Below are 13305 nucleotides of genomic sequence, written 5' to 3'. Positions count from 1 at the left end.
TCAGCCCAGGGCGTCGCGCAGGACCCCGATCCCGCGCGTGAATTCGGATATGTCGACCTCGATGACGATCGGATCGCTGTCGGCGGACATGCGGTAGCCGAAGAGCATCGCGTCATGCTCTCCCATCAGGGCGAGCTCGTCGTCGTCGAGCGGATAGGCGGCCTCGCAGATCTGGCCCTGGCAGCTCTGCCAGACCATCTCGCGCTGCTCGACTTCCTCGTTCTCGGCAAAGCGGTAGACGGCGCCGCCGGGCAGGAAGACCCCCATGGGCACCTGCGCGATCAGCACCGCGCCGTCCTCCGCCGGCACGGCGATGAACTGCGCCACGAGCTGGTCGCTGTCCTGCAGCGTCAGCGTCTGCACGAGGCGGCAGACCGTCCTGCGGATCGAGGTGGCCTCGCAGGCGACGACCCAGTCGCCGAAGGTCGTGCCGTTCGCGACGTCCTCGGGCAGGTCGGCCGGCTGCACCTCGCCGGCCGCGGCGCTCTCCTCCTCCTGGGCCAGTACCGGCGCGACAGAAAGGGTCAGGGCGAGCGGAACGGCTGCCAGGGTGGCGGCGAGGCTGCGGATGGCTGTCATGTCGGACGTCTCCCTTATGGACATCTGGTCAGAACCTGTAATCGACGCCGAGGTAGACCTGGGCCTCCCCGGTATCCTCGAAGCCGAGCGTTTCCCGAAGCGGAACACCGACCGTCAGGACCGCCGCGGCGCGGTCGTTGAAGCGGGCCGTCGCGCCCAATCCTGCAGAGACCAGCCAGTCCTGATCGGGATCGAAGCTGCCATCGACGCGGAACGGCACGATCGCCGCCACATCGACGAAGCCGAACGGATTGACCTCGACCCGGTCCTCCCACAGCAGCCAGGGCGTGGTCCGCGTGACCTGAAGGTTCGCCACGAAGCCGCTGTCGCCGGAGCGCGCATCGTTGGGATAGCCGCGCACGTTGCCGACCCCTCCCCCGGTGATCAGACGCGCGACAGGCAGGTTTTCGTCCTGCGCGTACTGGAACCGCAGGTTGCCCTCGAAGACGAAGTCCTGCCCCAGCGGCCGGCCGTAACCCACGTCGCCATAGATGATGGTGTAGCGGCCTTCGGTCTCGGTCGTGCCTTGCGCCTCGGCCTCGCCGATCTGCACGCCGGCGGAAATCGCCCAGGCGGCCCGTTCCGTCCGCCATTCGCGACTGACCTCTGCGAAGACTTCCCAGAGGCTGATATCCGAGAATTCCGTGCCGAGGATCTCCGACACCGAGCGATCATAGGCGACGCCCGCCTCCCAGAACCAGTGCGAGAACGGCTCGACCCGGAAGGGCCTGCGGTAGCTGATCTGCGCGGTGGTGCTGTCGGACCGGATGTCGACCGGGGCGAAGGGCCCGGAGATGATCTGCGACTCGGTGTAACCGGCGCTGGCGATCAGCCGTCCGCCGGCCGGCCCGACCGGCCGCGAATAGCCCAGCGAGACCGCGGTCGATCCCTCGCTCGCCGTGACCTGCGCCGACAGGGTGTCCCGCACGCCCGTCACCGAGCGATAGCGCGCGAAGGCCGACAGCCGCGCGATGCCGGTCTCCTCGCGGCCGTAGTTGTCCGCCGACAGCGTGAAGCTCAGCCGCGGCGGCGGCTCGCCCGTGATCACCACACGGGTCGTCTCGGGCATGTCGCCCGGCGCGAATTCGAGCTGCGGGGCGATGTCATGGGCAATGTCGAAAATGCGCAGATCGCGCTCCAGCGCCTCGTAGTCGGGCCGCGCGCCGACCGGCAGCGTCAGGTTCCCGGTCAGGAAGGTCGGATCGGTATCGGGAAAGCCGTCGACCTCCACCGCGCCGATCGTCGCCTCGACGAGGGAAATCCGCAGGGTGCCGTCGGTGATGGTCTGCGGCGGCACCAGGGCCTGCGCCGTCACGATCCCCGCTTCGCCATAGAGCGTCTGGACGCGGTCGACGAGCTCGTTCAGCGAGTCGAGCGTGATGGGCCGGGAGACGTATTCGGAGGCGATGCCGTCCAGCACCTCGGGCTCGAGATAGGCCGAGTCGTCGAACACGATGCGGTCGACCGAGAAGGACTGCGCCGTCGCCGCACCCGCGATCAGGCCAAGAACGGACGCAAGGCCCAAGGCGTATTTCATTCACTAAGCTCCCTGGCGCGGCGCATCGCTGCGGTGATTCCCAAGAGCGACACCTCGAAGACGATCGGACTGACATCGACATGCGGCCGGTAGCGGATCTCCGCATCGAGCCCTCGCCGCCATGTCTGGAATTCCGCATCGGTCAGCGACAGCTGCGCCTCGCAGACGCCGGCGTCGCACCTTATGAAAGTGGCCTGCTTGACCGACCGGCCCGGCAGTTCCACGAAGAGCCCCGATGCAAGGTGGATGCCCGCGGGAGCAAGTATCTGCATCACTGGCCCGCCGGCATCGTCCATCTCCCGGACCCGGACGGTGCCGAGCCATGTGCGGTCTTCCGCGACCGCCGTGGTCGCGGCGACGCAGCCCCCGCCGTCCACGCAGGCGACTTCCCAGTCCTGAAAACGCTCGACGGAGGCCGACGACGGCCCCGCGGCGAGACCCGCTACGGCCACGGCGCTCACCCACCCGAGGGCGCGCGACATGTTTTGCCTGGCGCGAAAGACACAACAGGACATCGTTGCCTTTCATTTCTTGGAGGCGGACCGGCACGAATCCTGGAACCACGCTTGCTATCGAAAGTTGTAGCACGCTGATTTTTCTGACGTAAAGGCAAACTGCGTCGCGCGGCACCTTGCCCCTGGGTCATCTCTCGGGCCAGGGCGGGCGGACCCCGCGGCCGCGTCCGGCCGGCGGGTCCTTTGCGCCGCAGCTGTGGCCGCGCTCGATTTTTCGGGCTTCGCCCCGCCCCTGTCTTTGCTATCATGACGCAAAACAAAGACAGAGAGACAGGCATGAGCAGCAAGCCCCTGATCGACGCGCGTGTGCGCGAGCGGATCATTTCCGACCCCGAGATCCTGCTCGAGGACCACGACGTGATGCGCGCGCTCGTCGCCGCGAACGAGCAGAACATGGGCAAGAACATCGTGGACCTGCGCGGGATCGCGATGGAGCGCCTCGAAGCCCGGCTCGACCGGCTCGAGGACACGCACCGCAACGTCATCGCGGCGGCCTACGAGAACCTCGCCGGCACGAACCAGATTCACCGAGCGGTCCTGCGCCTCCTGGATGCGCCGAAGTTCCAGGACCTGCTGGCGGTCCTGGGCGGCGAGGTGGCCGACATCCTGCGGGTCGACGCCATGGTGCTCGTGCTGGAAAGCGATACGCCCGACACCGCCGATCCCGCGCTGAAGAAGCTCGGCGAGGTGCTGCATCCGGCGCCTCGCGGTTTCGTCGAGGACTACATCACCCACGGCCGCGCCACCGGCGCCCGGCAGGTGGTGCTGCGTCAGGTCCGGCCCGAGGAACGGGGCTTCTACGGTCCGGCGGCGGATTACATCCGCTCGGAGGCCTGCATCCGGCTCGATCTCGGCGAGAAGCGCCTGCCCGGGATGCTCGCCATGGGCTGCGAGGACCCGCACCAGTTCACGCCGCAGCAGGGCACGGACCTTCTGACCTTCTTCGGCGGCGTCTTCGAGCGGACCATGCGGCGGTGGCTGAGCTGATCTCCCCAGGCCAGCGCGACGCGCTCGTCCGCTGGATCGACCACCTGCGCGCCATCGACGGCGCGGCGGAGACGACCTGCACAGCCTACCGCGCCGATGTGGCCGGGTTCCTTGCGTTTCTCGCGCGGCACACGGGCGGGGCGGAGGGCGTGGCCGCGCTGGGCCGGGTCACGGTGTCGGACATGCGCGCCTGGATGGCCCACGAGCGCGGGCGCGGCGTCTCGGCGCGGTCGCTGGCGCGGGCGCTGTCGGCGGTCAAGGGCTTCGCCCGCTGGGGCGCGGAGCGCGAGGGCTTCGACCCCACCGCGATCCTCGCCACCCGCGCGCCGAAGTTCCGGCGCAAGCTGCCGCGGCCGCTCGACGAGGAGGCCGCGCGGACCCTGATCGAGACCGTGGACCTTCAGGCGCGCGAGCCCTGGGTCGCGGCGCGGGACACGGCCGTCATCACGCTTCTCTACGGCTGCGGGCTGCGGATTTCCGAGGCGCTGTCGCTGACCGGCGCGGTGCTGCCGCTGGGGACGGGCCTCAGGATCCGCGGCAAGGGCGGCAAGGAGCGGCTGGTGCCGGTGATCGCGCCCGCGCGAGAGGCCGTCGCCACCTACGCGCGGCTTTGTCCCCATGACCTTGCGCCTGCCGGACCGCTGTTTCGCGGCGTCCGGGGCGGGCCTCTCAACCCGCGGCTGGTGCAGCGCGTCATGGAGGCGGTGCGGCTGCAGCTGGGCCTGCCCGCCACGGCGACGCCCCACGCCCTGCGCCACAGCTTCGCCACGCATCTGCTTGGCGCGGGCGGCGACCTGCGGGCGATCCAGGAGCTACTGGGTCATGCGTCGCTGTCGACCACCCAGGCCTACACGGCGGTCGACACGGCGCGGCTGATGGAGGTCTACGAGGCCGCCCATCCGCGCGCGGCGGGTTTCACCGCCCGGCGGAATCGTCCATGACGGGTCCATGACACCCCGCTCCCTGCGCGCCGCCGCCCTGTCGGTTCACCTGCTCACCGCAACCGGCGCGGTCTTTGCCATGCTCGCGATGCTCGCCGCCGTTCAGGAACAGTGGCAGACGATGTTCCTGTGGCTCGTGGTGGCCTTCGTGGTGGACGGCATCGACGGGCCGCTCGCGCGCAAGACCGACGTGGGCCGGAACGCGCCGGAATTCGACGGCGTCCTGATGGACCTCATCATCGACTATCTCACCTATGTCTTCATCCCGGCCTACGCGCTCTTTTCCACGGACCTCCTGCCGGGATGGACCGGCTGGGTGGCGATCCTCGTGATCACCTATGCCAGCGTCGTCTATTTCGCGGACACGCGGATGAAGACGGAGGACAAGTCCTTCTCCGGCTTTCCGGGCTGCTGGAACATGGTGGTGATCGTGTTCTTCGCCCTCACGCCCCCGCCCATGGTGATCCTGCCGGTGGTGGTGGTCCTTGCGGTGCTGATGTTCCTGCCGGTGAAGTTCGTCCATCCCGTGCGGACGAAACGCTGGCGCCTGGTCACCCTGCCCGCGGCGGGGCTCTGGGTGCTCTCGGCCACGATCGCGGCGGTGACCGGCTTTTCCCTTTCGGGCTGGGCGGAATGGGCGCTGATCGCGACCTCGGTCTGGCTCTTGTGCGCGGGCGCGCTGCAGCAGGTGATCCCCGGGCGGCGGGCGCCCTAGCCGGGCAGGCCGAGCCGGATCGGGCCGCGCGCGGTCTCCGCCGAGACCTCCCTGCCCTTCTGCGTCACGCTCAGCCGTCCTTCGGCGGCAAGCCCCGTCGCCACCCGGCGGACCTCGGCCATCAGCGGACGCCAGTCGTCCGAGAGCCGACGGGCCGCCTCCGACGGGCAGAGCGTGCGCCCCGCCCCCCTCTCACGGGCCAGCGTCAGGATCGCGCGGGCCACCTCGTCTTCGGACGGCAGGCTCACAGCACCGCGTCGACCCGCATCCGCCGCCCGCCGAAGCTGACGGTCTCGCCCTCGGTCAGCCCCTCCATCGCGCGGTAGATCGGCGCGTCGAGCGAGAGGCCCATGTAGGTGGTGCCGTCCTGCTCGAACTTGCCCGTCGCCACGGCCACCACGAACCAGCGCCCGCCGAGGCAGACGACGGCGCCCGGCCCCACATCCTCGCGCGGGCGGAAGTCGAGCGCGTCGAGGGCGGCGATCTTGGCCTCGTGGTCGTGGATCGGACCGTCGAAGCCATGGGCGAGGTCGGCCGCGGTGCGCGCGGCGGCCATCTCGTCCGACTCGTGGGGCTCGTTCTCGGCGAGCCGCGCATCGGCGAGATGGGCGGCGTAGTGCTCCCGGGCGCTGTCCAGCTCTTCCTTTTCCAGCGCCAGCATCGCGCGGCGCAGGGCTTCCTTGTCGATCTCGGCCATGGCGGTCCTCCTTCAGCGGATCAAAGTCCATCGGCGGCCCCGAGCGCAAGCCTCGAGGCCGCCTGTGAGGGCGGACGAGAGCCTAGCCCAGCGCCGCGTCGCAGCGCTCGCAGACGCCCGGGTGGCCATGCTGCCCCACGTCCGGCAGGATCTTCCAGCACCGCTGGCACTTCTCCCCCTCGGCCTTCTCGAAGACGACGCCCACGCCCGGCACCTCCGGCAGGCGAAACGCCTCGTCGGGGCTCGGATCGGCGGTCAGCACGATGCCCGAGGTGATGCAGATATCCTCGAAGGCCACCGTCTTCAGCGCCGCCAGCGCCTCCCGGTCCTCCACATGGACCACGGGCGCCGCCTCGAGCGAGGCGCCGATCACCTTGGCCGTCCGCTCGATCTCCAGCGCCGCCGTCACCACGCGCCGCACCCGGCGCACGGCGGCCCATTTCGCCGCCAGCGCCTCGTCGCGCCAGCCCTCTGGGGTCTCGGGCATGTCCTGGAGATGCACGGAACTCTCCGCGCCCGGGAACCGCTCGAGCCACACCTCTTCCATCGTGAAGACAAGCACCGGGGCAAGCCAGGTGGTCAGCCGGTGGAACAAGAGGTCGAGCACGGTCCGCGCCGCCCGCCTGCGGGGCGTGTCGCCGTCGCAATAGAGCGCATCCTTGCGGATGTCGAAATAGAAGGCCGAGAGCTCCACCGTGCAGAAGTTGAAGACCTCCCGCATCACCTCCTGGAAATCGTAGCGCGCATAGCCCTCGCGCACGATCCGGTCCAGCTCCGCCAGCCGGTGCAGCACCCAGCGCTCGAGTTCGGGCATGTCGGCGGGAGCGACCCGCTCGGCCTCGTCAAAATGGGCGACGGCGCCCAGGAGGAACCGCATGGTGTTCCTGAGACGCCGATAGCTGTCGGCCACGCCCTTCAGGATCTCCGGCCCGATGCGCAGGTCGGCGGTATAGTCCGACTGCGCCACCCAGAGCCGCAGGATATCCGCGCCGTACTGGTCGATGACGTGTTGCGGGGCGACGGTGTTGCCCAGCGACTTGGACATCTTGTTGCCCTTCTCGTCGAGCGTGAACCCGTGGGTCAGCACGCCGCGGTAGGGCGCGCGGCCGATGGTGCCGCAGGCCTGGAGCATCGACGAATGGAACCAGCCCCGGTGCTGGTCGGTCCCCTCGAGATAGAGATCGGCGAGCCCGTCCGCCGATCCGTCCTCCCGGTCGGCCAGCACGAAGGCATGGGTCGAGCCCGAATCGAACCACACGTCGAGAATGTCGAACACCTGCTCATAGGCCTCGGGGTCCGCGATCCCCTCGAGGAACCGCGCCTTGGCGCCGGGCCGGTACCAGGCGTCCGCGCCCTCGGCCTCGAAGGCCTCGAGGATGCGCTGATTGACCTTTTCCGACCTCAGGAGGAAGTCCGGGTCCTCGGGTCGGGCGCCCGCTTTCACGAAACAGGTCAGCGGCACGCCCCAGGCGCGCTGGCGCGAGAGCACCCAGTCCGGCCGCGCCTCGATCATGGAATGGAGCCGGTTGCGCCCGGTCTTCGGCGTCCAGGTCACCAGCTCGTCGATGGAGCGCAGGGCGCGGGTGCGGATCGTGGTGCCGTAGGTGTCGCGGCCGTCGCCCACCGCGCGGTCGATGGCGGCGAACCACTGGGGCCGGTTGAGGCGGATCACCGGCGCCTTCGAGCGCCAGGAATGGGCGTCCGAGATGGTGATGCGCCGCCGCGCGAGGAGCCCGCCGACCTCCACCAGCTTGTCGATCACCGCCTTGTTCGCGCCGCCGGGCGTGCCGTCCTCCCTGATGATCCGCTCGCCCGCGAAGAACGGCAGGTCCGCACGGTAGGACGAATCGTCGAGGACGTTGTGCGTCATCGGCAGGTCGTGCCTGCGGCCGATGGCGTAGTCGTCGTCGCCGTGGGAGGGGGCGGTATGGACGAAGCCCGTGCCCGCGTCGTCGGTGACATGGTCGCCGGGGAGAAGGGGGACGTCATAGTCCCACTCGCCGCCGGCGCCCTCGGCGCCGCGCAGCGGATGGGCGCAGGCGAGGCCCGCGAGCTCATCCGCGGTCACGTCGCGCAGGCGCTGCCATTGGCCGGCCTCCAGCCGCATCGCGGATAGCGCCTCCTCGGCCAGCGCATCCGCGATCAGGTAGCGGTCGCCGACCTTTGCCCAGCATTCGTCAGGCGTTCCGGTCACCCCGTAGAGGCCATAGGCGATCTCGGGCCCGAAGCAGATCGCCCGGTTCTGCGGCAGGGTCCAGGGGGTGGTGGTCCAGATGACCACTGCCGCACCGTCAAGATCGCCGAGAGGCTCGATCCGGCCCATCGTGGGGCCATCGGCCTCGGGTCCGGCCACCGTCTTGTCTGACAGGACCGGGAACGGCACCCACACCGCATCCGTCTTGCGGTCGTGGTATTCCACCTCCGCCTCGGCCAGCGCGGTCTTTTCCACCGGCGACCACATCACCGGCTTCGAGCCCTGGTAGACCAGCCCCGCCATCAGGAACTTCAGGAACTCGCCCGCGATGATCCGCTCGGCGCGGTAGTCCATCGTCAGATAGGGCTTCTCCCAGGTCCCCGTGACGCCCAGGCGCTTGAACTCCTCGCGCTGCACGTCGATCCAGCCTGCTGCGAAATCGCGGCATTCGCGGCGGAACTCCACCACGTCCACGGCGTCCTTGTCCAAACCCTTCTCGCGGTAGGCCTGCTCGATCTTCCACTCGATGGGCAGGCCGTGGCAGTCCCAGCCGGGGATGTAGCGCGCGTCGCGGCCCATCATCTGCTGGCTGCGCACCACCATGTCCTTCAGCACCTTGTTCAGCGCGTGGCCGATATGGAGGTTCCCGTTGGCATAGGGCGGGCCGTCATGGAGCGTGAAGGGCTCACGCCCCTCGGCCTTGCCGCGCAGGCGGTCGTAGACGCCGAGCTCCTCCCAGCGGGAGAGCCAGGCGGGCTCGCGCTGGGGCAGGCCCGCGCGCATGGGAAAGTCGGTCCGGGGAAGGTTCAGCGTGTCCTTGTAGTCGGGCACGGTCGCTTGGTCGGCGCACATCGGGGCGGCTCCTGCGGCGGAATTCTGTCGGGGTGGGGGATAGACTGCGCTGCGGCGGGTCGCAACGGCTTGGCCCGGCGGCTCGTCAGAGCGCCGGGGATGTAATTCGCAGCGGAAGTCCGAAGGAGCGGTGCGTCGACATGGACGCGGGATAGGCCGGCCGACCACGCGGGGTCAAGCCACCGGCGACACGCCGCCCCTTGCCCGGGACGCGCCCATCGCCTTTTCTGCCCCGAGGTCGGAAGGGGCGGGAACCGTGGACATCGCAGTCGCGGGGGCGGGGATCGGCGGGCTGGCGGCGGCGGCGGCGTTCCATGACGCGGGCCACCGGGTGACGCTCTACGATCAGTTCGCGGCGCCCGCGCCCGTGGGCTCCGGCCTCGTGATCCAGCCCGTGGGGCTGGCCGTGCTCGACGCGCTGGGCGCGGGCGCGGCAGTGCGGGCGGCGGGCGCGCCGCTCAGGCGCCTTCTGGGCCGCGAGAGCGAGACGGGGCGCCCGGTGCTCGACGTCTCCTACGGCGCGGAGCCGGGCCTAGGCATCCACCGCGCGGCGCTGTTCGACGCGCTGCTGGCGACGGTCAGGGCGCGGGGCATTCCGCTCGTGACCTCGGCCGAGGTCACCGGTCACGCAGAGGGGCGGCTCCTGCTGGCGGACGGGGAGAGCCCCCGCGCCGAGCTGATCGTCGATGCCCTCGGCGCGGGCTCTCCCCTGTCGCCTCTCCGGTCGCGGCCCCTGCCCTACGGCGCGATCTGGGGCACGGTGGACTGGCCCGAGGACAGCCCCCTGCCCCGGGACCGCCTGTCCCAGCGCTACCGGCGGGCGGACCGGATGCTGGGCATCCTGCCCGTGGGCCGCCTGCCGGGGGAGCGCGGCGACAAGGCCGCCATATTCTGGTCCCTGCGCGCGGATGGCCACGGCGCCTGGCGGGAGGCGGGGCTCGAAACCTGGCTGGCGGAGACGCGGGCGCTCTGGCCCGAGGCGGAGCCCTTCTTCGGACAGATCGCCGAGCCCGCGCAGATGACCATGGCGCGCTACAGCCACGGCACCCTGCGCCGGCCCCACGGCGCGCGGCTCGTGCATATCGGCGACGCCGCGCACCGGGCGAGCCCGCAGCTGGGACAGGGGGCGAACATGGCGCTGCTCGACGCGCTGGCGCTGGCGCGGGCGCTCGCGGTGCATCCCCATTGCCTGCCCGACGCGCTGGTGGCCCATGCCAAGGCGCGGCGCTGGCATGTCCGGGCCTACCAGGGGATGTCCGCGCTCTTCACCCCGCAGTACCAGTCGGACAGCAGGGTCCTGCCGGTGCTGCGCGACCGGGTGCTCTTTCCCCTCAGCCGCGTGCCGCCGATTCCCGCGGCCCTGAGCCGACTCGTGTCCGGCACGCTGCTGCCGCCGGTCGCGGGGCTCGGCCCCGGCCCCGCCGTGCCCCTCAGCCGACCGGTGCCAGATGCTCCCACACCCGGCTGATGACCACCGAGCCCTCGCCCACGGCATTCGCCACCCGCTTGACCGAGCCCGCGCGCACGTCGCCCACGGCGAAGATGCCGGGGCAGGAGGTCTCGTAGACGGACCGCGCGCCGGCCTCCGCTCCCGTCTGCACGAAGCCCCGGTCGTCGAGGGCGACCATGCCGCAGAGCCAGCGCGTGTTGGGCGCGGCCCCCACCATGACGAAGACGGCGGGCGTCTCCAGCCACCAGTCCCGCCCGTCCTCGTCGACACGCACCGCGGTCAGCCGGTCCTCGCCCTTGAGCTCGCGGATGCTGGCGCCGTAGTGGATGGTGATGCGCGGATCGGCGGCGAGCCGGGCGGAGAGATAGTCCGACATCGAGGCCGCGAGGCTGTCGCCGCGCACCAGGAGATGCACATGCCGCGCTGTGCGCGACAGGAACATCGCCGCCTGCCCCGCCGAGTTGCCGCCGCCGACGATGGCGATCTCCGAGCCGCGGCAGACCCGGGTCTCGAGCTCGGTCGCGGCATAGTAGATGCCCGCCCCCTCGAACTGCTCGAGCCGGTCGAGCGGCAGGCGGCGGTACTGCACGCCGGTGGCCACCACCACAGCGCCCGCGTCGATCACCGCGCCGTCGTCGAGCGTGACGGCGAACCGCGCGCCCCGCGCCTCGATCGCCTCGGCCCGCCGCGGCACGGCGAAGCGGGTGCCGAACTTCATCGCCTGCACCTCGCCGCGCCAGCAGAGCGCCGCGCCGGAGATACCGGTGGGAAAGCCCATGTAGTTCTCGATCCGGCTCGAGGTGCCGGCCTGCCCGCCCACGGCCAGATCCTCGATCACCAGGGCGGACAGCCCCTCGGCCCCGGCATAGACCGCCGCCGCCACGCCCGCGGGGCCGCCGCCCACGATCAGCACGTCGACCGCCCGCGCGTCGCCGATGGCCAGGTCGAGGCCGAAGAGGCGCGCGATGCCGCGGGGGCTGCAATCCTCCACCGGGCGCCCGCCGAAGAGCACGGCCGGCGCATCGGCGGGGACGCCCGCGCGCCGGGCCAGGTCGGCCGCCTCGGGCGAGCCCAGGTCGTAGGCCGCCCAGGGCTGGCCGTTGCGGCTGGCGAACTCGGCGATCCGGGCCAGCTCCCGGCTCTGTTCGGGGCCGAGCAGGATCAGGCTCCCGCGGCCCAGCTCCAGGAGGCGCCGGCGGCGACCCGCGAGGACGGTGATGATGATGTCCGACATCTCGGGCACCCGCGCCATCAGGTCGAGCATGGTCTCGCGCGGCACGCAGAGCAGGCGCGTGTCCTGGACGCAGCGTGCGCCGAGGACGATCCGACCGCCCTGGAGAAAGCTGATCTCCCCGAAGAACTGCCCCGGCCCGAGGGTCGCCCCGCCGCCGAACCTCCCGCCGGTCATGGGATCGACGGCCTCCACCTCGCCCTCGAGGACGAAGTAGAAGAGGTCGTTGGGATCGCCGATCTCGTGCAGGACATGGCCCGCGGGAAAGGCGACCTCCTCGCCGACCGCGCGCATCATCTCGACATGCGCCTCGCTGAGCGGCGTCCGGGTCCAGGTTTCGAGATCGACGGCAATGCTTTCCATGGGCTCAGTCCTTCTGACCGAAGAGACCCGTCAGCGAACGCCGCACCAGCGCGGTGACCGAGGGGCGGGGAGAGGCGTGGAACGGCAGGGGGCGGCAGACCTCGATCGCCGCCACGCCCACCCGCGCGGTGAGCGCGCCGTTGACGATGCCCTCGCCGAAGCGGCGGGAGACACGGGAGAGGAGACCGCCGCCCGCCACCGACTGGATGAGGTCGTCGCCCACCGCCACGGCGCCGGTGGCGACGAGATGGGTGAAGACGGTGCGGGTGAGCCGCCAGGACGAGAGCCCTCCGGAGCGGCCGCCGTAGACCTCGGCGATCCGGCGGATCATGCGCAGGTTCGACGCGAGCGCCGCCGCCACGTCGGCCAGCGCCAGGGGCACCACGGCGGTCACCGTGGCGACGGACCGCGCCGCGGCCTCCACCTCGCGCGCGGCGCGCCGGTCGAGCGGGGCGAGAAGGTCCGTCTCGGCCGCGCCGAGAAGGCCGTCGGCATCCATGATCCTCTGGGCATGGTCCTTGAGCCGCGCGCGGCCCCATTCGGTCTCGGGCCTGCCGGCATAGAGCGCGTCGAGCTGGCGCGTGACCTCCCGCGCGAGCGCGAGGTCGCCCTCGGCATGGGCGCGGGCGGCTTCGCCCTGGATCATGTCGAGCCGTTTCAGGCGGTTGAAGGCGGCAAGCTCGCGCAGCGCCATGGCGCAGAGCACGAGGGCGAAGGCCAGCATCAGCGCGCCGGCGATCCAGCCCAGGAGCGGGGCCGCGGCGAGGAGACTTGCGATGAAGGTCCAGGCCGCGACCGAGAGCACGAGGGTCAGGAGCGCCGCGAGGAGCGACCAGAAGAGCCGGCCGAGGGGCGAGGGTTTCCGCGCGGCCAGCGCCGCGACCTGGGTCATGGCGGCGTCCCGGCCGGGCGCGTCGAGGTCGGGGACCGGCGCGGCCTCGGCGGGCGAGGGACCGGGCGTGTCGTCGTCGAGCTCGAAGAGCACCGGGCCGCGGCGGGGGGCTGTCATGGGCGGTTCCTTCGGGTTTCGGCCCGCTCTGCGGGCCGACCCGGGGGGGGGGGGGGGGGGGGGGGGGGGGGGGGGGGGGGGGGGGGGGGGGGGGGGGGGGGGGGGGGCGGGGGGGGGGGGGGGGGGGGGGGGGGGGGGGGGGGGGGGGGGGGGGGGGGGGGGGGGGGGGGGGGGGGGGGGGGGGGGGGGGGGGGGGGGGGGGGGGGGGGGGGGGGGGGGGGGGGGGGGGGGGGGG

The 13305-nt window shown here is 71.5% G+C and carries 12 protein-coding genes; 4 read left to right on the top strand and 8 right to left on the bottom strand.

Features of this window, described 5'->3' with window-relative positions:
• The 3 genes from EAT49_RS15040 to EAT49_RS15030 are packed head-to-tail and all read right to left on the bottom strand — an operon-like array spanning position 1 to position 2568.
• On the bottom strand, positions 1–579 hold the full coding sequence (locus EAT49_RS15040) for an invasion associated locus B family protein (RefSeq protein WP_185020774.1): 579 nt from the start codon (positions 577–579) through the stop codon (positions 1–3).
• 28 nt (positions 580–607) lie between these two features.
• Positions 608–2116, bottom strand: a complete 1509-nt coding sequence (locus EAT49_RS15035; protein WP_123643120.1) for a ShlB/FhaC/HecB family hemolysin secretion/activation protein — start codon at positions 2114–2116, stop codon at positions 608–610.
• On the bottom strand, positions 2113–2568 hold the full coding sequence (locus EAT49_RS15030; protein WP_185020773.1) for an invasion associated locus B family protein: 456 nt from the start codon (positions 2566–2568) through the stop codon (positions 2113–2115). Before EAT49_RS15030 ends, EAT49_RS15035 begins: the two co-directional genes overlap by 4 nt.
• Positions 2569–2907: 339 nt before the next feature.
• Between EAT49_RS15030 and EAT49_RS15025 the strand changes: the two genes are divergently transcribed.
• The 3 genes from EAT49_RS15025 to EAT49_RS15015 are packed head-to-tail and all read left to right on the top strand — an operon-like array spanning position 2908 to position 5274.
• Positions 2908–3618 (top strand): DUF484 family protein, encoded by a 711-nt coding sequence (locus EAT49_RS15025; RefSeq protein ID WP_123643118.1) that lies wholly within the window; start codon positions 2908–2910, stop codon positions 3616–3618.
• Complete coding sequence (locus tag EAT49_RS15020) at positions 3615–4559, top strand: tyrosine recombinase XerC (protein ID WP_123643296.1); 945 nt, start codon at positions 3615–3617, stop codon at positions 4557–4559. Before EAT49_RS15025 ends, EAT49_RS15020 begins: the two co-directional genes overlap by 4 nt.
• 7 nt (positions 4560–4566) lie before the next feature.
• A complete protein-coding gene (locus EAT49_RS15015; RefSeq protein ID WP_123643117.1) occupies positions 4567–5274 on the top strand; it encodes a CDP-alcohol phosphatidyltransferase family protein in 708 nt (235 codons plus the stop codon).
• On the opposite strand, the gene EAT49_RS15010 is transcribed toward EAT49_RS15015, so the two are convergent.
• The 3 genes from EAT49_RS15010 to ileS all read right to left on the bottom strand — a co-directional run bounded on the left by EAT49_RS15010 (position 5271) and on the right by ileS (position 9017).
• Positions 5271–5516: a DUF3253 domain-containing protein gene (locus EAT49_RS15010; RefSeq protein WP_123643295.1), complete on the bottom strand. Its 246-nt coding sequence runs from the start codon at positions 5514–5516 to the stop codon at positions 5271–5273. The two genes, EAT49_RS15015 and EAT49_RS15010, sit on opposite strands and share 4 nt — an antisense overlap.
• A 2-nt stretch (positions 5517–5518) precedes the next feature.
• Positions 5519–5971, bottom strand: coding sequence for a hypothetical protein (locus EAT49_RS15005; RefSeq protein ID WP_123643116.1), 453 nt, complete (start codon positions 5969–5971; stop codon positions 5519–5521).
• 82 nt (positions 5972–6053) lie between these two features.
• Entirely contained in the window at positions 6054–9017 is a 2964-nt protein-coding gene (gene ileS, locus EAT49_RS15000; protein WP_123643115.1) for an isoleucine--tRNA ligase, read from the bottom strand.
• Between the two features lie 256 nt (positions 9018–9273).
• Here ileS and EAT49_RS14995 point away from each other — a divergent pair, with 256 nt between their 5' ends.
• A complete protein-coding gene (locus EAT49_RS14995) occupies positions 9274–10485 on the top strand; it encodes an FAD-dependent oxidoreductase (RefSeq protein ID WP_123643114.1) in 1212 nt (403 codons plus the stop codon).
• On the opposite strand, the gene EAT49_RS14990 is transcribed toward EAT49_RS14995, so the two are convergent.
• Both EAT49_RS14990 and EAT49_RS14985 read right to left on the bottom strand, forming a co-directional pair.
• A complete protein-coding gene (locus tag EAT49_RS14990; protein ID WP_123643113.1) occupies positions 10448–12061 on the bottom strand; it encodes an FAD-dependent oxidoreductase in 1614 nt (537 codons plus the stop codon). The genes EAT49_RS14995 and EAT49_RS14990 overlap by 38 nt on opposite strands.
• A 4-nt stretch (positions 12062–12065) precedes the next feature.
• Entirely contained in the window at positions 12066–13070 is a 1005-nt protein-coding gene (locus EAT49_RS14985) for a YcjF family protein (protein ID WP_123643294.1), read from the bottom strand.
• Positions 13071–13305 lie beyond the last annotated feature (235 nt).

The sequence above is a fragment of the Histidinibacterium lentulum genome, from assembly GCF_003789055.1.
In the GTDB taxonomy this organism is placed as follows: Bacteria; Pseudomonadota; Alphaproteobacteria; order Rhodobacterales; family Rhodobacteraceae; genus Oceanicola; species Oceanicola lentulus.
This window is presented reverse-complemented; position numbering and strand designations above follow the sequence as displayed.